The sequence below is a fragment of the Lichenihabitans psoromatis genome (genome assembly GCF_004323635.1).
Lineage (GTDB): Bacteria > Pseudomonadota > Alphaproteobacteria > Rhizobiales > Beijerinckiaceae > Lichenihabitans > Lichenihabitans psoromatis.
The window spans coordinates 69,491-86,688 of the sequence record NZ_CP036516.1 but is presented as its reverse complement, the minus strand read 5'-3'; the positions used below and the strand labels follow the sequence as shown (position 1 = coordinate 86,688).

Sequence of the window (17,198 nt, the reverse complement as noted above, 5' to 3'; positions counted from 1 at the left end):
GCGATGATGCCCGACCGTCTCTCCGCCTCGGACCTCGCGGCAAGGCTCGCGCAACATGCCGAGGACGTATGCCGCACCTACCTTCGTTGCGGCCGCAAGGAAGGCCGCTACTGGCTGGTCGGCGATGCCCTCGGCTCGCCGGGGCGCTCCCTCTACGTTCGCCTCAGCGGTCCCGATCGTGGCAAGGGCGCCGCGGGTCATTGGACCGATGCCGCCAGCGGAGAACATGGGGATCTCCTCGATCTCATCGCCCTCAACCGCGGGTTGAGATCGACCCGCGAGGCCATGGACGAGGCACGGGCCTTCCTGAGCCTGCCAAAGCCGGACCTGCCTTCCCCTGCCCCGAAGGAGTTCAAGCCGACGTCGCGGAGGACGGCGGAAGCGGCTCGTCGGCTATTCGCGCTCTCTCGGCCGATCGCAGGCACGGCAGCGGACGTCTACCTTCGCCACCGCGGGATCGATGTCTCCGATGTCGACGCAACGTCCTTGCGCTTTCAACCATCCTGCTACTACCGGGACGAGCTTGCATCACGGACGCGAACGTTCCCAGCGCTGATCGCGGCCGTCACCGGCGGCGAAAGGCACATCACCGGCGTTCATCGGACCTGGCTCGACCCCGACGATCCGCGCAAGAAGGCACCGGTGCCGTCACCGCGCCGGGCGATGGGTGAGTTGCTTGGCTCAGGCGTCCGGTTCGGCGGCAACCATCCCTCCCCTGCCCCGGTCATGGTCGCAGGTGAGGGCATCGAGACCATCCTGTCCCTGCACACCATCATGCCCGCCGTACCGGCGGTTGCCGCACTCTCGGCGAACCACCTCGCGGCCTTCCACCTGCCCCCGACGCTGGGCCGGCTGTACGTCGCGGTCGACGGCGATCGAGCCGGGCGGAGCGGGTTGGCGCGATTGGGCGAGCGGGCGAGACAGGCTGGCATCGAGGTTCTGGCGTTGGTGCCGCGTCTGGGAGACTTCAACGAAGACCTGCGGCGGCTCGGCCCGGCCGACCTCATCGACCACGTCAGGAGCCAGCTCGGGCCGCAGGATGTGGCCAGGTTCCTGCCGTGGAGAGCATGAGCGAACGGTCCTGGCAAAGGATCGTACAAATAGTCTGACGAATGGCCACGCCTGTCCCATGGAGTGAAAGAGGCCGCATCCATGGCCTTCTAGGGGGCGAGTGGGCGTCAGCTGTTCCAGGCCGGCAAGAGTGGTCGGCGACTGTTTTCCGCCGGACGCCTCCGACCCGCGCGAAGGGGCGCGGGTCCCTCGGGGCGTCCTTTGCATCGCGAAGCAAAACAGCCGCCGTCCTGCCCTCCTCCGCGATGCTCCGGCCGCTCCGCTGCGCGGGACGGTGCAGCCCTGTCCCCACCGCCGCCTGATCGCCGCGAAGGCCGCGATGAGCGCGGCCACCACCGCAGGGACAGACACAATGGCCATCGACCTGCCCTTCGACGACGATCCCGCCGCCTTCTCTCCGACCGGTCACATGCTCCAGGAGTTTCAGCTCTATGGCCACAGACCCCATCAGGACGAGCCCGACCCAAGGCCCCTGCCCGACGAGGGACGCGTGCGCGGCGCTCTTGCGGATATCTTCGACGCTCTCGTCACCACACTCGGTGACACGCGCCTGGAGCCCGATCTTGAAGACCTGCTCTGGTCGACCGTGAACCTCTTCCACCGGGCCGCGGCCCGGGTCGAGCGGGATCTCGATCGCAACGAGGACGCGCAGCGCAAGAGCCAGGGCGAGCAGGATGGATCGGAGGTCCGCTCGGTGGAACTCGAGCGCCTGATCGCCGAGGGCACGACCATGGTCGAGCGCCGCAACACGATGGAGTTCTTCCGCGACCACGCCGGCGAGCTCTTCGAGGGTCATACCGGATCGGTCTGGCTGCCCCGCACGGGATCCAAGGTCAATCACCGCAACCTGACCGCGGCGATGATCGACAGCCGGGATTTCCTCGCGGCCAAGCGCCAGGCCGATATCGAGCCTCTGATGCCGGCCGGTGCGAAGGTCGCCTTCGCCGGAGGGCTCGACTGCAACGACTACCAGGCGATCTGGGACGTCCTCGACAAGGTGCGCGCCAAGCACACCGCGATGGTGCTCCTGCACGGAGGATCACCGAAGGGTGCGGAGCTGATCGCCTCGAAGTGGGCCGACGCCCGAAAGGTGCCGCAGGTCTCCTTCAAGCCCGACTGGATCCGGCATGCGAAGGCGGCGCCCTTCAAGCGCAACGACGAGCTCCTCAAGCAGCTCCCCATCGGGGTCGTGATCTTTCCCGGATCGGGGATCACCGACAATCTGGCCGACAAGGCGAAGGTGCTTGGCATCCCGGTCTGGCGGTTCGGGGGCGGGGCTTAAGCCCCTTCTCCAACTGCTTGCTCTCACCGACATAGAACGCTAGAATGATGCGTGATGTTTGATGCGGCATAGGAAGATCGGTTAGGTGAGAACGACTCTCTCGATCGACGATGACGTTCTTGTGGCCGCCAAGGCGATGGCTGAGCAAGAGAATAGAAGCCTGGGAGCAATCATTTCCGATCTGGCGCGTAAGGCACTTCGGCGGCCTGCGCCGCATTCGGAGCGGAACGGCATCCAACTCTTGAGTACCCGACCCGACGCCGCACCCGTGACGCTCGAGATCGTCAACGCTCTTCGTGATGATCTCCCTTGACGTTCCTGCTCGACGTGAATGTGCTCATCGCGCTCATCGATGCTTCCCACGTCGCTCATGAAATGGCCCATCATTGGTTCGAGCGGACAGGCTCCATGGATTGGGCCACCTGCCCCCTGACCGAGAACGGGGTCATTCGGATCGTCGGGCATCCCAACTACCCGAACACGCCGGGATCGCCGGCTGCCGTTGCGCCGATCGTCGCCAAACTGCGCCTGCTGCCCGGGCATAGCTTCTGGCCGGACGATCTCAGTCTGGTCGGGTCGGACCGCGTCGAGGCGTCTCGCATTTTGACCTCGGCTCAGGTGACGGACACTTACCTGCTCGCCTTGGCGAGGGCGCACAGCGGTCAGTTAGCGACTCTGGATCGCCGGTTGTCGTTCGCGGCCGTGAAGGGCGGCAAGGCTGCCCTGCGCCAGATCGGGCCGTAGCCGGGCGTCGAGGGGGATCTCCAGGATGGGGTTATTACGCGACCGTCGCGCGACGGCGACTCGAGTTGGCCTTCTGGAGGGTAACGGCGGCCCGCGAGAGTTCCGACTTTAACTCTTCGATGCTTCGGCCAGAAGCTTGAACCACACGGCCGCGGCGATGCCTCATCCGAATAGCCGATCGACCTTCGGGTCGCAGAGGTCACCAGATCCGATCACGCCGCTTCACGCGAGGGTAGGGGCGTTCATGTCCTGCCTGCATCTGGCTTCCGGCGGCTTGGCCTTGTTGTCTCGGTGTCCTTGATGGGTCGTGTCGCGGCCCATCCCCTCCCTTGTGACGCCTTTGTCCGGGTCTCGGTCGCCTTGTTCCGTCAACCCCGCAACCCACCCCATGGCGCGAGCGCCACGAGGCCCCGGGCAGGGGGTTCCCCGGCGCTTTCGCTTGGTGACGTCGGCGCCCGGCCCCTTCCTTTGGTCGTCATCGGGGAATGGACCCCGACCAAACCTCAAGGACAACCCAATGGCCACGATCGCAACCCTCACCCAGAAGCAGGACGGCAACCTCGAAGGCACGCTGACCACCCTCAACGTCACGGCGCCGATTGCGCTGGTGCCCAACAGCCGCAAGGCGAAGGAGAACGAGCCGGACTACCGGATCGTGTCCCGCAAGAACGGCTTCGAGGTGGGCGCGGGCTGGAACCGGATCTCGAAGAACACCGGCGAGGAGTACATCTCGGTGTCGCTCTCGGCTCCCGAGTTCGGCACCATCTACGGCAATGTCGCCCCGGCGCCCGGCGACGACCCCACCAAGAAGGTCATCATCTGGAACCCCGCCAGCTGAAACCCCGACAACTAGGCCCCGCTCGCCACAGAGCGGGGCCTGACCTTCAGGCAAACACTGCCGCTCCGGCTATAATCTTAGCCTATTTCGCTTTCTTAGTCGCAGTCAGGCAGGCGGCACGTCCGCGGCTGTGTCAACCCACTTTGACCGACAATCAGGGATCTGGAGACCGATCTCGTCGATCGCTCAAGATCGTCTTGGAGAGCGGTTGTCCGCGTACAACCGTTTGATGAGCATCATAGCAAAACCCAGAACGGGAGCCGAGCGTTGTACGCTGACAACCCAAACATACTAGCTGCGCATCCGTGATCCGGTCCATCTAGAAAGGTTTTGTTAACTGAAAATAGCTTGCACCAGAGGCCGAATCGGAAGCAATGTGCAAATCAGCGCTTTTCCGAGCAGACAGCACGGATATACGCAGATGCAGAGAAGACAATGGCCGCGGCGTCCAACGTCAAAGTACAGCCCGTAGGAGATTTGCGGAGCTTGATCAACGCAGACGCTGCGGAGCTTTCTGCGCGGCTTCAAGCTCAGCAGCTTCGCGATTTCCCACCGCAGGCTCAGAAGAACTTGCGTCGCTTTTCTCCTGGAGAGGCAGCGCGTTTTATAGGTATAGCAGAAGGCTACCTCAGGCAGCTTGTGGCGGAAGGGAAGGGCCCTCCGGCTCAAGCAAACAATCGGCGCACCTATTCAATCGAAGACATCGAAGCTTTGCGGGCCGACCTGGATCGCTCTGGGAAGGGAACTAAACGCTACCTCCCATATAGGCGCGACGGTGAGTCCCTGCAGGTTATCTCAGTAATGAACTTCAAAGGTGGAAGCGGCAAAACCACCACGGCCGCTCACCTCGCAGAGTACCTTGCGTTCCGGGGCTATCGCGTGCTCGCGATTGACCTTGACCCACAAGCCAGCCTCTCGACTTTGTTTGGTCATCAGCCAGAGCTCGACGTCGGTGAGAACGAGACGATCTACGGCGCGATCCGTTACGACAACCAACGTCGTGAAATGGCGGAGATCGTGCGGGGGACGTACATTCCCAACCTGCACATCGTGCCAGGACAGCTCGAACTCATGGAGTTCGAGCATGAGACGCCAAAAGCCTTGTTGAGTAAGCAGGGTCGCGAGTCGCTGTTCTTCGCGAGATTAGGGGAGGCAATCGGACAGGTCAGCGATGCTTATGACGTGGTAGTCATCGATTGTCCGCCGCAGCTTGGATTTTTGACGCTTTCAGCCTTGTGCGCCGCTACGGCCGTTCTGATCACGGTCCATCCGCAGATGCTCGACGTGATGTCAATGTCGCAGTTTTTGAATATGACCGGCAGCCTTCTTGATGTTGTCGCGAACGCCGGGGGCACCACTCATTACGACTGGATGCGCTATCTCGTGACTCGCTACGAGCCCAGCGACGGTCCGCAAACTACGATGGTAGGTCTGATGCGATCAATTTTCGGCTCCCGTGTTCTCACGCATCCGATGGTTAAGAGTACCGCGGTTGCAGATGCTGGCCTGACCAAGCAGACCCTCTACGAGGTTGAGCGACAGCAGTTCACACGCGGGACGTATGACAGGGCTGTAGAAGCACTTGACTTGGTCAATGGCGAGATCGAGGGGCTGATGCGACAAGCCTGGGCTAGAGGCTGACGATGGCTCGAAAAATCAACTTCGATCCCGCACCTTCGCACGAACGTGAAGCGGACCAAGCCTCGTCTCTTCCCGCGTCGGCGAAGTCGCGACCGTTGTTGGGTATGGAGCGCAGCATCAAGCAGTCGAGTGCGCTGGGCGCAATTTCGCAGTCCCTTGGCGGCATGACAGATAAGGTGAAGCGCGCCGACGAGATCGAGCAAAAGCTGATCGAAGGTCAGGTTATAATTGAGCTTGAACCGTCGCAGATCGACAACTCTTTCGTTGCAGATAGAATGGATGCATCCGAGGAGCAAAGCACTGCGTTCCGAGAGCTCATTCGAGAGCACGGGCAGAACGTTCCCATCCTTGTCAGGCCGAAGGCTGGGAATGAGAGTCGCTACGAGGTGGCGTTCGGCCACCGAAGACTGCGTGCGGCGCGCGAACTGGGCATAAAGGTTCGCGCTGTCGTGAGGCAACTTAGCGATGAACAACTAGTCATCGCGCAGGGCCAGGAGAATAGCGGTCGCACCGACCTGACTTTTATCGAGAGAGCCCGGTTCGCTGCTCGTCTCGAAGACCGCAAGTTCACACGCGAGACCATCATGGCTGCGCTCGCTGTCGATAAGGCGGCCCTCTCACGGCTCATAGCCGTTGCCCGACGAGTCCCAGCTGAGATCATCGAGTCGATAGGACCTGCCCCGGCTTACGGACGGGTGCGCTGGCAGGAACTGACTGAGCTTTTAGAAAAGCAAGAAAACCGATCGCGTGCCGAGCGAATAGTGTCTCAGCCTGACTTTGCCTCGCTGGATTCCGATAAGCGCTTTGAAGCGCTTATGAGCGATATTAAGACAAGGCCCGCTCGTGTTCAATCCGAGAACTGGAGTACCGCCGACGGTACGCAAGCGGCTCGGATCTCTCGCGGCAGCAAGCGTCTCACGATGGTGTTCGACGATCGGACAGCGCCGAAATTCGGCGACTACGTCAAAGGCCGGCTGCAGGCCCTGTACGACGAATTCAAGGCGGAGAATTCTTCCGCCTGACGAGCTTGATCGGCATCTGAAAGCTGGTCGGGATGAAGCGCAACCCTGGAGACTTGTAACCGGCAAAAGAAAAAGGCCCCCGAAACGGAGTTCCGAAGGCCCTTCTCGTGGTTTGGCGACTTAGAGAATCGCACTTCCTGGACTCACCGTCAAGAGTTTTGACGCTAAAGTAGCGCCGTTTCGGCGAGCGGATTTCCTTTGCCCCATGAGAGGCAAGGACATGGAACTGTACCAATCGACGACGCCCTTTGGGCGGCGGACCCTTACACTCGCCCACGTGACGAACCAGGCGCTCGCGAAGACGCGGCCCCCGGAAAAGGCCGTCCACAAGTGGAGCGTGTTCAGGACGATCTGCACCGCGAAAGCGCGCATCGGCGTATCCGAGCGCGCGCTGGCGGTCCTCGACGCGCTCCTGACGTTTCATCCGGAGACGGTCCTGACCGGCGAGGACCTCATCGTCTGGCCGTCGAATCAGCAGCTGGCCCTGCGGGCGCACGGCATGGCGCCCGCGACGCTTCGGCGTCACATTGCGGCACTCGTCGATGCGGGTCTGATTGTTCGACGCGATAGTCCCAACGGCAAGCGCTATGCCCGGAAGGGCAGGGGAGGGGATGTCGAACTCGCCTTCGGCTTCGACCTTTCCCCCATCGTGGTGAGAGCCGAAAGCTTTGGTGCCTGGGCGGAGGAGGTGCTCGCCGAGGAGCGTGCGCTCAAGATCGTCCGCGAACGTATCACCCTGTGCCGGCGCGACATCGCCAAGATGATCGCGACCGGTATCGAAGAAGGAGTGCCGACCCGAGGGTCTGGGGAGGGGCCGGCGACCTGGGCCGATATCCATGCCCTTTTCCGAGGCATCGTCGGGCGGGTTCCGCGAACCGCGAGCCAGGCAGAACTCGCCCCGCTGGCCGACGAGTTGTCAATGCTCGCCGACGAGGTGCTCAACATCCTGGAATCCCACACAGAAACCCAGAATATAAGCGCCAATGAGTCTCAAACTGAGCGGCACAAACAGAATTCAAATCCAGACACCCTTATTGAACTTGAACCTGTCTCTCGAAAAGACATGGGGGCGAGCGTCGAGCCACTTTCGGCAAAAGCGAGGCTGCCGCTTGGGGTGTATCCTCTCGGGATGGTCCTCGACGCATGCCCTGACCTCTCAGACTACGCGAAGGGGGGCATCTCAAACTGGCGGGACTTCCTGGCGACGGTCGGTGTCGTGCGGCCCATGCTGGGAATCAGTCCGAGCGCGTGGGATACAGCTCAAGCCGTGATGGGCGAAACCCAGGCCGCGATCGTGGTCGCAGCGATCCTGCAGCGCGGCGCCACGATCAGCAGCGCCGGGGGCTACATACGTGATCTGACCCGGCGAGCGGAGGAGGGGGCGTTCTCGGTCGGGCCCATGCTCATGGCGCTCATTGGGTCCCGGCAGCGCGAAAGGAAGCGGGCCTGATGTGGAGAGCGGTGCTCCTTTCGGAAGGGTAGGGCAGTTCGGTCCAGATGCCATCGTGAACGCTGTTCGCCAGAACGGAGCGCCCTGTCGACGTGCCGCCTCAGATGAGGGTTCACATCGTTTGAACTTCGCGGGCGATCGACCGTGATGCTGGTTCGGGTGTCCGACGATGCCGATCATCATATCACCCCGACAACCCGCGTGGACATTTCAGGTCCAGGCTTCCCATCGTTCGGCCGGAGTTTGGATGCATCACGCCGCTTCACGCGAGGGTAGGGGCGTTCATGTCCTGCCTGCATCTGGCTTCCGGCGGCTTGGCCTTGTTGTCTCGGTGTCCTTGATGGGTCGTGTCGCGGCCCATCCCCTCCCTTGTGACGCCTTTGTCCGGGTCTCGGTCGCCTTGTTCCGTCAACCCCGCAACCCACCCCATGGCGCGAGCGCCACGAGGCCCCGGGCAGGGGGTTCCCCGGCGCTTTCGCTTGGTGACGTCGGCGCCCGGCCCCTTCCTTTGGTCGTCATCGGGGAATGGACCCCGACCAAACCTCAAGGACAACCCAATGGCCACGATCGCAACCCTCACCCAGAAGCAGGACGGCAACCTCGAAGGCACGCTGACCACCCTCAACGTCACGGCGCCGATTGCGCTGGTGCCCAACAGCCGCAAGGCGAAGGAGAACGAGCCGGACTACCGGATCGTGTCCCGCAAGAACGGCTTCGAGGTGGGCGCGGGCTGGAACCGGATCTCGAAGAACACCGGCGAGGAGTACATCTCGGTGTCGCTCTCGGCTCCCGAGTTCGGCACCATCTACGGCAATGTCGCCCCGGCGCCCGGCGACGACCCCACCAAGAAGGTCATCATCTGGAACCCCGCCAGCTGACACCTCGACACCAGGCCCCGCTCCGAACAGAGCGGGGCGCAACCACTCAGCCATCCTGCTGCTGGCGCATCCTGGCCGAAACGAAAGGCAGCTTCGAAGCTTCGACCGAGACAAAGTACGTTAACGGTCACGTCGGAGCCACGAAGCGGTATGGGCGATTCAAAGTTAGCCGGGCAGCTTCCTCGAACGCGTCTGACGCGCGACGCGCCGGTCGGCCTCATTCCTCTTCACGAGCGCCGAGGCGAGATCGTCGTAGCTGACACCGCTCTTCTTGAGGGCGCGCCGGGCATCGTCGATATCGAACCCCAGCAGCTCGAGGACACTCAAATTCAGGCTGGACGCAATGCGATCAAGCGTCTTGAGGGTCGGGTTCCCGATGCCGCGGAGCACCTGATAGTAAGTGCCTCGCGCCAGTCCGGTTTTCGGCAGGAACGCCTCCATCCCACCATTCTCGATCTCGAGCTGCTGCAGCCTAATGGCGAGCATTTCGTTGAGAATGGAATTGTCGATGACCTTGGGCTTGCGAACGGGCGGCATCTGGGGCGCGGGCCTCGGCGTGGCGCGCGATCGTACGCCGGCGCCGACGTCTTGTATATTGAATGTCTGATCTCCCCGTTAAGCCTTCCGGCAGCTGTCCAGTCGCGGGAGCGACCGCAGCGAAGCGGAGCAGCGCCGGAGCCGTCCCGCGCTCCCCCAATAGCGCTGTAGGGACGGCGGAGGGGCTGTGGTCAGGTGCGGTCTAGAGGTGGCAGGCGCCCGGATCGTTTCAGGTGTTCATAGAGGATGCGATCGATGACGCGGAGCGGTTGCGTCCGCTCCTCGGCCGCCATCTGGCGCAGCACCAGGTCGATGGCATCGGGCAGGCGGAGGGCATAGGGGCGCGACGATGTCCGCTCGCCATAGCCTGCGAATGGGTTTCTGGGAGACACGGACTTCGCCTTGGGCCGCAGTCTCGGGGCGACGGCTTGCTCGCGTTCCGACCCGAGCCGATCCGGCCCCACGACAGGCGTGCTACCCTTGAGCTCGCTGTAATCCGGCGTGACCACGACCGGCATTGGCGACGTCGATGCGGTTCGCTGATGCCGAAAGGTGTCGCGGGGCAGGGCAGGGCGCTCTGCCTTCGGAACTTCTGCCGCGTCGCTCATGGTGTGGCCTCGGCCGTGGTCGTGCTCTGGCTGGCCGCGAGGAGTTCGCGAACGACCTGGTCGGCGTTGTAGCGCGCCTTGCGCACCGACTCGTCCTTGTCGCTCATTTGGTAGAGCGTCCCGTGTCCGCTCGTCATGGTGCGGTAGGTCACGCGGCGGTAGAGCGCGTTGGCACAGACCGGCACGCGTTCGCCGTCGAGGTAGGCGACGACCTCTCGCAATGGACGCGTGTTGCGGTCGAGGCTGTCATACTCGTTGAAGAGGACGCGGTGCTGGATCATGGGTAGCTTCGCATCATCGGCATGCCGCTCGAGGTTCCGGATGGTGCGGACCACCTGCGATGCGTCGAAGGTGTGAACTTTGCAGGGCAGGACCAGGAGGTCGGCCCGAAGGGCCGATTGGATCAGGGCCTCGCCGTAATAGCCGGGGGTGTCGATGACGACGACGTCGTAGGCATCGAGCTGCTCTATGGCTTTGTCCAGCGCTTTCTCGTCGGGAGCCCGGATGAGGTCGATGCCGTTAGGACTGAGGCCGCGGGCGACCGAGGAGGCGTGCCACTGGTAGGAGGAACCCTGCGGGTCGGCATCGACGATGGCGACGGAGTAGCCGTGCTTGGCAAACTCTCCGGAGAGGATGATGGCCACGGTGGTCTTGCCGCTCCCGCCCTTCGGATTGGCGACGGCGAAGATACTCGGCATGGAGGGTCCTCATGTGAATGCCGGGCTCGGCGAGCCGTAGATCTCGTACATACATTATATTAGATGTAATGCAATTCGGCAGGCTGGCTTTGCGGCTTTCCCACGATCATGTTTTGCCGCAGCGCAGGTGTGCGGGAGAACGGCAGTGCCCAGGGTCGACAGTAGCGGAGTGGCGCAATCCAACGATGCGGGGTTTCGCTGATGAAGTGGTTCGATCATGCGTGATGTGTGGACCGTGCGAATGAGTGGATTTGAGAATGCCGGAGGTCGCGAAGCAAGGAATGAGCAAGTGCCGGAATGCGGTATTCCGGCGTTGCCGGAGTGTTCGATTGCGGTGCGGTGAAGCGCTCACGCGATGCGGCCGTGGCTTTTGATTGGTCCGGTGCCGCGGGCTCAGGGCCTCTGCGACCCAGGCTTCATGTAGGTTTATTATAGTGTATATTAGTTGACAAGATACCGGTTTGTGGGCCACAACCGGGGTGGCTGCTGGACGCAGCCGGGGCGCCTTCGCGCCGAGAGGTCCGACCCCGGTCGGATTGGTGGCCGAGAAGGGGGAGGGCGAGGTGGCACGCACGGCCGGCAACCCTCGACGCAAGGCACGGCTTCGCACCGAGCTTTCCGACGCGGATGAGCAGCGTCTGCAGCAAGCCGCGGCCCTGTTCGGTCTACCGAAGGCCGAGGTGGTCCGGCGTCTCATCCGCGCGTCGGTGCAAGCCGGACCCGCGCTCTCGGCGCAGAATACGCAGGCCGTCATCCTGCTCGCCGGCCAAGTTCGGATGGTCGGCCGCAACCTCTTGCAGGTGCTGAAAGCGATCCACCGTGGGCAGGCCGTGCGCATCGAGGATACGGAACCGGTGTGGCTCGGGCTCCACCAGATGGTAGCGGCGATCGACGCCGATCTGACCGAAATGACGGTCGCCTACGGGTCCAAGCTGCGCCGTGCCGCGAGCCTTTCCATACCGACCGAGCGGGACGAAGAGAGCCTCGCCTCATGAGCCGTTCGGATCGGATTGAATGGTGGCTGGCGCAGACCCAGTCGACCTTGCGGACCGTCGAGGCGGCGCGCGCCATGCGTCGGCGCCCGATTGGGTTGGAAGAGGTGCCTCGATCAAGGGCAGGGCGGGTCGAGGCCGCGCCGTCCCCGGTCTCTTCGCAACGCATTCGGCGCGGCTCGACCATCACGGGCGGGGTCGATGAAGAGCGACGTCGTGCGCTGCCGATGTCGAGAGGCGGCGGCGGAGCGGTCGGGGCAGGGCGCTTCAGTCCGACGCGTCGCGATCTGCCCGTAGAAGGTGGGTCTTCCGGCGGAGCAGGGCAGGGCGGAGCGCTGGGCCGAGCCCGCAAGCTCGCGGCGGGTTATCAGCCCGCGGTGATCAAGGTCGTGTCCTATGCCCGCGGCGTCGCACGGGTGACCGCGACGGGCCAGTACATCCAGCGCGAGGAGGTCGCGCTGGAGACCCATGACGGACGGATTCTCGAGGACCGGGAGGCTGTGGCCGTGGAGATGAAGGGCTGGTCGACCGGCTTCGCCAAACGTGCCGAGAGCCAGGACGTCGTCGCGTTGCGGCTCAGACTCGCGGGGGTTCGCGACACGCCGGAAGGTCGCGAGAAGATGGGCACGGCTTTCTCGGCGGGATTCAGTGGGCATCGCTATGCGGCGCGCATCGATGGCACGCCGTCAGGCGACCTCGAAGCGCGAGCTGTCGTCGCCTTGGCGGGCTGCGCCAAGGAACGGTTGCGGGTTCGTGAAGAACGGGGTGGGGAAGGCGAAACGAGCATCACGCGCCGTCGGTTCGACACGGCGTCGGAAGCGATCATCAAGGCTCGGATCGAGGCGGCGACGGGGCAGGGGGCTGATGCCGTCGTCCTCATGCCGGCCGGGACGAGCCACGGCCGCGATGGCGTGACCTATCGGCTGAACAAGCTGATCGAGGCAGGGCCGGCGATCGACGATCGCGGGAAGTCGGTGGCGAATGTCGCCGACACGCGATCCGCCGCGCGGGAATGGGGGCGGTCGCTGCGGTCGCAGTCCTCGCGTGACACCATGCACCTCATCCTTTCGGCAAAGGCGGGAACAGATGTCGGTGCCCTGATCGAGGCCGCGCGGGCGTTCCTTCACGACCGCTTTGCCGACCATAAATTCATGTTCGGTGTCCACACCGACAAGGAAGCCGACGGGCACGTCCACGCCCATGCGGTCATCACCGTGAAGAACGAAGCGGGTCAGAAGATCCACCCCGGCCGGGACACCTTCCAGGATTGGCGAGAGGCCTATGCCGAACACGCCCAGGCGCAGGGGCTCAAGATCGTCGCAACCTCTGCACGGGAGCGGGCCTCCTCGCAAAGCTACGGGCCACGCGATAAGGCGATCGTCGATGTCGCGGAGCGGCCGCGCCCAGCCCGGGAGGCCCGCGACCGAGGTTATGCCTCGCACCCCGACAACCAGCGCCTGATCGAGAACGCCCGGCATCGCATCGGCACCGCCCGGAGCAATCCGATCCGGCTGCCCACCTCGGAGCCGGCGCGGCAGGCGGTCGACGACAGCGCCGCGGCGTGGCGCACGGTGGCACGAGAACAACCGACCAACGACCTCGCCCAGGGCATGCTGGCCCGTCTGACCATGGCGCAGACGTTCGGCACCATCTTGCACACGATCGAAACGAGGGTGGATCACCTCACGAAGGAGCACGACGACATGGCCATCACGTCGGAGAAGATGGTGAAGGACCTCAACCTGATGAACGAGGCGGTGTCCCGGACCAGCGACCTGCTGGAGGGGCAGACGAAGCAGCAATTCCAGGAGGCGTCCGCCCGATATCTTGAGACCTTGGCCAATCGGATCGACCTGCAGCGGGTGCATGAGAGCGGTGTGGAAACGATGACGCGCGCGGAGATTGAGGCGATCGCCGGCCCGAACGCCGACCGGCTCATCGCCCATGCGCAGCAGATCCTGGGTCGGGAGACCCGCGAGGCGGCGACAGCGGAGCGGCTTGCCGACCGGACCGTCGAGGCCGAGCGCCGACAAGAGGCCAGGGCAGGAGCCGACCCGGATGCGGTCCGCGAACTCCGGGCCGAGCGGGCGATGGTGTCGACCTCTGAACAGGCGGCCGCGCGCGAGAGCCGCGAGGCTGTGGCAGCATCGGAGGCTGTTCGGGCCCTTGCAGCGCATCCCGAGCGGCCGCTGCCAGCGGACCTCGGCCAGACGGATGCTCTCGCCAAGCTTCGTGCCGAGCAGCAGCGCGTCGTCCGGGAGATCGAGGCTGAGGCTGGGGAAGCTGAGTCGGCCAGGCCACAATGCATGTCGTAAGCGACGCGAAAGCGATCTGGCGGGAAAACCAGCTTCGCCAGAGCAACGTTGCGTTTCAGTTTTCGTTGTTACCAGGCGGGCGCGTCCGCCCGTTTCCCTGAGCCACATGGTCGCTCCAGTCCGGCGACACGCGGATCCGCCTCGATCCGCAGTGCTGGCACCGGTAACTGCGGTTCGACTCGTCCTCCCGCTCCTCGACCTTCGTCCAGAGCGCCCGTCGATCGCTCGCCCATGCGGGCGCGCCATCCGGCTGTAGTCCTGGCTCTTGGCGTAGCGCGTGTCCCAGGCGATAATGGATGTAAAATCACCCGCAATAGTGGGTCTGACGCAATTGTGATGACGTTCATGGGTTGTTGAGAAGCCGAGCCTCGAGCAGGTCGATCTTGGCCCGCCTGTACATTTGCCGCTTCACCAGCTTGAGTTTGGTGATCTGTCCCTTGGTCTGGCCGTTAGACCATGGGTTCGCGATAGCGGCCACGACAGCAGCCCTGTCCTTGCGGATTCCGGCGGCGAAGGAGGCCATCAGGCTGGTCGTGGCATCGGTGAGCCAGCCGTCCAGGCCGGGGCTTTTGCGTCGGATCATGGCATGGAACCGGTCCAAAAGGCTTCGGGCCTCTACCAGGGTCGGCACGCCGCCTTCGATGGCCGCCATCGTCACTGTGTCGGCCTTGCTGAGATGGTCTCGTCCGATGGTCATCAGTCGCGCGATGATCCTGGCGGAGGGAACCCGTTGGAGTTGCTGGTCCGTCACCGTCTCGGCTCGCCGGCGCCGGGTCCTCCACTCACTTACCACACGAAGGGATCCTTGGAAGCCATGCGTCTTCAGGCGACGCCATAGCTCCGTGCCGTTGTGGCACCCAGCTGCCCACTGTGCATCGAGCAGCGGCAGATGAGCCTCCAGGGACGACTGACGGGTGCGGAACACATCGGTACGCTGGCCCCGGATCACTTGCCGGACAAGCGCTCGGCTGTGCCCTGTCCGTTTCACGATCTGTTTGATCGGCACGCCGTCTTTGGCGAGCGCCAGGATCGCAGCGTTGGTGTCTTCGCGCCGCAGATAGCCTTCATATTGCAAGCGTTCTGCATTGGTGAGCAGCGTGGGGTCGATCACTGTCGCGCCGATCGCGGCACGGATCGGCCGCATCGATTTGCGAACCGCATCGAGGAAAGCCGCGCTGGCGTTCTCCATCAGGTGCCATCGGTCGGCGACCTGGACAGCGTGGGGGAGCGCCTTGGCGGCGGCCTCGCCATACCCGCCACCGCGGTCGCGCGACACGACTTCGATCCCAGGATGCGCCGTGAGCCAAGCCTCGACGGTCGCTCTCTCACGATCGGGCAACAGCGTCACGATCCGGCGGCGTTCGAGGTCGCAGACGATGCTGCCATAGCGGTGGTTGCGGCGGAACGCCCAATCATCGATGCCAACTACCCTGAGTGGCTCAGCGGGCCGCTGTGACCGGCGCCGTACGATCCGGAGCAAGGTATCGTTGCTCACCGGCAGCATCAGTCGCTTGGCGAAGCTCGCCCCTGGACGGCCGCCGAGGGCGAGCCCGAGGTGGTGGACGATGCAATAGAGCCGAGCCGTGCGGCGAGACCGGGATGTTGCAACGCCGTGGTCGAAGCGCTCCGCGAAGATCCGCTGGCGGCATAGTGGCTCGTCACAGCGGAACCGGCGTGCCGCCAGGTGGAGACGGATGCCGCGGCCTGCACACGGCAGATCGGAGAGGCGCCGAACGTATCGGCTATGAACGCGTCGCGAGGGGCTCTCGCAGAGCGGACACGCGCCCGTGGCCGAGATGGCCTTCGCCGTGATCAGGATGAGCCCGGCATCCAGCGTGACGCCCTCAATGGCCAGACCCGATGGGATCACGGACGACAGTTAAAACTTCCGCTGCATGGCGCTGACCTCGCTGAGGACCCAGCCGCAGCCCATCAGCAGACATCATCAGAAGTGAGTCAGACCCAGCATTCGGAGCGAAAAGGGGTCGTGCTTGGAAGCGATTCGACAGTCCATGTCGTCCTCGGCGGCGAGAGCTATGTGGCTTTGGCCGAAGGATTGCAGAACGCCTTATGGACGCTCGGCGGTGCGCCACGCGAGCATTGCAGCGACAGCCTGTCAGCCTCGTTCCGCAACCTCGACACGGACGCCCGCGGGGACCTCACCCAACGTTATGATGCGCTGTGTGCCCATTACGGCATGGAGCCGACCCGCAACAATCGCGGGATCGCTCACGAGATCGGCGCGATCGAAAGTCCGCACGGCCACCTCAAGAAGGCGGTGGTGGACGCGCTGCTGATGCGGGGCACCAGCGACTTCGCCGATCTCCTCGCCTATCGGCGCTTCATCGACGAGATCGTCAGCCGCAAGAACGCGCGCATCACAAAGCGGATCGAAGCCGAACGGCTGGCGCTCAAGCCCCTGCCGGGCGGGCGCAGTTGCGATTACGAGGAAACCATCGTCACCGTCACCTCAACGAGCGGCTTCACGCTCAAAAAGGTCTTCTATACTGTCCCCTCACGGCTGATCGGACACCGGCTGCGGGTCCTGCTCTACGACGACCGCCTCGACCTGTTCATCGGCGGAACACCCCTGATGACGCTCGATCGCGGTCGCGCCGAGGCCTCCGGCAAGTGTTCTACCGCCGCCCGGTCCGCCGATGAGGATCAGGTTGGCTCCTTTGTCGATCCAGGCGTCGCCGGCACAGATGGCCATGTCCCTTGAAGAACGTTCCTACCAGTGGGAGGTTGCCTGCGCTCACTCCGCAGCCCGCCAAAGCCCTCTCTGACCAAGCACACACCGATAACATCGACAGGAGGAACGCGGCCCACAGTCTACCTTTCGAGAAGAACGTGCCTGCTACTCCTGCAGTCACCATTCCGAAGCGGCCGATCTCCGACAGCGCCCACGCCAGAAACAATCCCATTGGAATAGGCGAGTTTTCATGCCAGCCCAACAGCCATGCGATGAACGTCAAAAATGCTACGAGAGTGAGCTTCCAGATGAATGTGTCGAATAGAACTACGGAGTAGGCCGTTACGAAATCAAGAGCTTCACGCGAACGTTGTCGGTCAGACTGCCATCGGGGAGCCTATTATAGCTCTTGAAAACCGTGCCGGATGGA

The 17,198-nt window shown here is 63.7% G+C and carries 15 protein-coding genes and 1 pseudogene; 12 read left to right on the top strand and 4 right to left on the bottom strand.

Annotated features, from left to right (window positions below; all coding sequences use genetic code 11):
• Window positions 1-3 precede the first annotated feature (3 nt).
• The 9 genes from EY713_RS22005 to EY713_RS21965 all read left to right on the top strand — a co-directional run bounded on the left by EY713_RS22005 (window position 4) and on the right by EY713_RS21965 (window position 8,926).
• Window positions 4-1,071 carry a DUF7146 domain-containing protein gene (locus EY713_RS22005; protein WP_342635997.1) on the top strand — a complete coding sequence of 356 codons (1,068 nt, stop codon included), beginning with the start codon at window positions 4-6 and terminating at the stop codon, window positions 1,069-1,071.
• A 352-nt stretch (window positions 1,072-1,423) separates the two neighbouring features.
• Window positions 1,424-2,353, top strand: coding sequence for a DUF2493 domain-containing protein (locus tag EY713_RS22000; protein ID WP_170314124.1), 930 nt, complete (start codon window positions 1,424-1,426; stop codon window positions 2,351-2,353).
• Window positions 2,354-2,438: 85 nt separating this feature from the next.
• The gene (locus EY713_RS21995) at window positions 2,439-2,666 is read left to right on the top strand and encodes a ribbon-helix-helix domain-containing protein (RefSeq protein WP_131120198.1); all 228 of its coding nucleotides are present in this window, start codon (window positions 2,439-2,441) and stop codon (window positions 2,664-2,666) included.
• On the top strand, window positions 2,663-3,097 hold the full coding sequence (locus EY713_RS21990; RefSeq protein ID WP_131120196.1) for a TA system VapC family ribonuclease toxin: 435 nt from the start codon (window positions 2,663-2,665) through the stop codon (window positions 3,095-3,097). The genes EY713_RS21995 and EY713_RS21990 overlap by 4 nt, the downstream gene beginning before the upstream one ends.
• A gap of 517 nt (window positions 3,098-3,614) precedes the next feature.
• Window positions 3,615-3,935 carry a DUF736 domain-containing protein gene (locus tag EY713_RS21985; protein WP_131120188.1) on the top strand — a complete coding sequence of 107 codons (321 nt, stop codon included), beginning with the start codon at window positions 3,615-3,617 and terminating at the stop codon, window positions 3,933-3,935.
• A gap of 435 nt (window positions 3,936-4,370) precedes the next feature.
• The gene (gene repA, locus EY713_RS21980; protein ID WP_131120194.1) at window positions 4,371-5,576 is read left to right on the top strand and encodes a plasmid partitioning protein RepA; all 1,206 of its coding nucleotides are present in this window, start codon (window positions 4,371-4,373) and stop codon (window positions 5,574-5,576) included.
• Between the two features lie 2 nt (window positions 5,577-5,578).
• Window positions 5,579-6,598, top strand: coding sequence for a plasmid partitioning protein RepB (gene repB / locus EY713_RS21975; RefSeq protein ID WP_131120192.1), 1,020 nt, complete (start codon window positions 5,579-5,581; stop codon window positions 6,596-6,598).
• A 220-nt stretch (window positions 6,599-6,818) separates the two neighbouring features.
• Window positions 6,819-8,048 carry a plasmid replication protein RepC gene (gene repC / locus EY713_RS21970; protein ID WP_131120190.1) on the top strand — a complete coding sequence of 410 codons (1,230 nt, stop codon included), beginning with the start codon at window positions 6,819-6,821 and terminating at the stop codon, window positions 8,046-8,048.
• A 557-nt stretch (window positions 8,049-8,605) separates the two neighbouring features.
• Window positions 8,606-8,926 (top strand): DUF736 domain-containing protein, encoded by a 321-nt coding sequence (locus tag EY713_RS21965; protein ID WP_131120188.1) that lies wholly within the window; start codon window positions 8,606-8,608, stop codon window positions 8,924-8,926.
• A gap of 165 nt (window positions 8,927-9,091) precedes the next feature.
• Here EY713_RS21965 and EY713_RS21960 read toward each other — a convergent pair whose 3' ends face one another.
• From EY713_RS21960 to EY713_RS21950, 3 genes are all read right to left on the bottom strand, one after another.
• Window positions 9,092-9,463 (bottom strand): helix-turn-helix domain-containing protein, encoded by a 372-nt coding sequence (locus tag EY713_RS21960; RefSeq protein ID WP_131120186.1) that lies wholly within the window; start codon window positions 9,461-9,463, stop codon window positions 9,092-9,094.
• Window positions 9,464-9,654: 191 nt separating this feature from the next.
• Window positions 9,655-10,071, bottom strand: coding sequence for a hypothetical protein (locus tag EY713_RS21955; RefSeq protein WP_131120184.1), 417 nt, complete (start codon window positions 10,069-10,071; stop codon window positions 9,655-9,657).
• The gene (locus EY713_RS21950) at window positions 10,068-10,769 is read right to left on the bottom strand and encodes a ParA family protein (RefSeq protein ID WP_131120182.1); all 702 of its coding nucleotides are present in this window, start codon (window positions 10,767-10,769) and stop codon (window positions 10,068-10,070) included. Before EY713_RS21950 ends, EY713_RS21955 begins: the two co-directional genes overlap by 4 nt.
• Window positions 10,770-11,230: 461 nt before the next feature.
• Here EY713_RS21950 and EY713_RS21945 point away from each other — a divergent pair, with 461 nt between their 5' ends.
• Together EY713_RS21945 and EY713_RS21940 are read left to right on the top strand one after the other, a co-directional pair.
• Window positions 11,231-11,764 carry a hypothetical protein gene (locus EY713_RS21945; RefSeq protein ID WP_245504445.1) on the top strand — a complete coding sequence of 178 codons (534 nt, stop codon included), beginning with the start codon at window positions 11,231-11,233 and terminating at the stop codon, window positions 11,762-11,764.
• Window positions 11,761-14,076, top strand: coding sequence for a relaxase/mobilization nuclease domain-containing protein (locus EY713_RS21940; protein ID WP_131120180.1), 2,316 nt, complete (start codon window positions 11,761-11,763; stop codon window positions 14,074-14,076). Before EY713_RS21945 ends, EY713_RS21940 begins: the two co-directional genes overlap by 4 nt.
• Window positions 14,077-14,419: 343 nt before the next feature.
• Here EY713_RS21940 and EY713_RS21935 read toward each other — a convergent pair whose 3' ends face one another.
• On the bottom strand, window positions 14,420-15,955 hold the full coding sequence (locus EY713_RS21935) for an ISL3 family transposase (RefSeq protein ID WP_245504449.1): 1,536 nt from the start codon (window positions 15,953-15,955) through the stop codon (window positions 14,420-14,422).
• Between the two features lie 132 nt (window positions 15,956-16,087).
• On the opposite strand from EY713_RS21935, the pseudogene EY713_RS22915 reads away from it, so the two are divergent.
• Window positions 16,088-16,708, top strand: a pseudogene (locus EY713_RS22915) (IS21 family transposase); the annotation flags it as partial.
• Window positions 16,709-17,198: the final 490 nt, after the last annotated feature.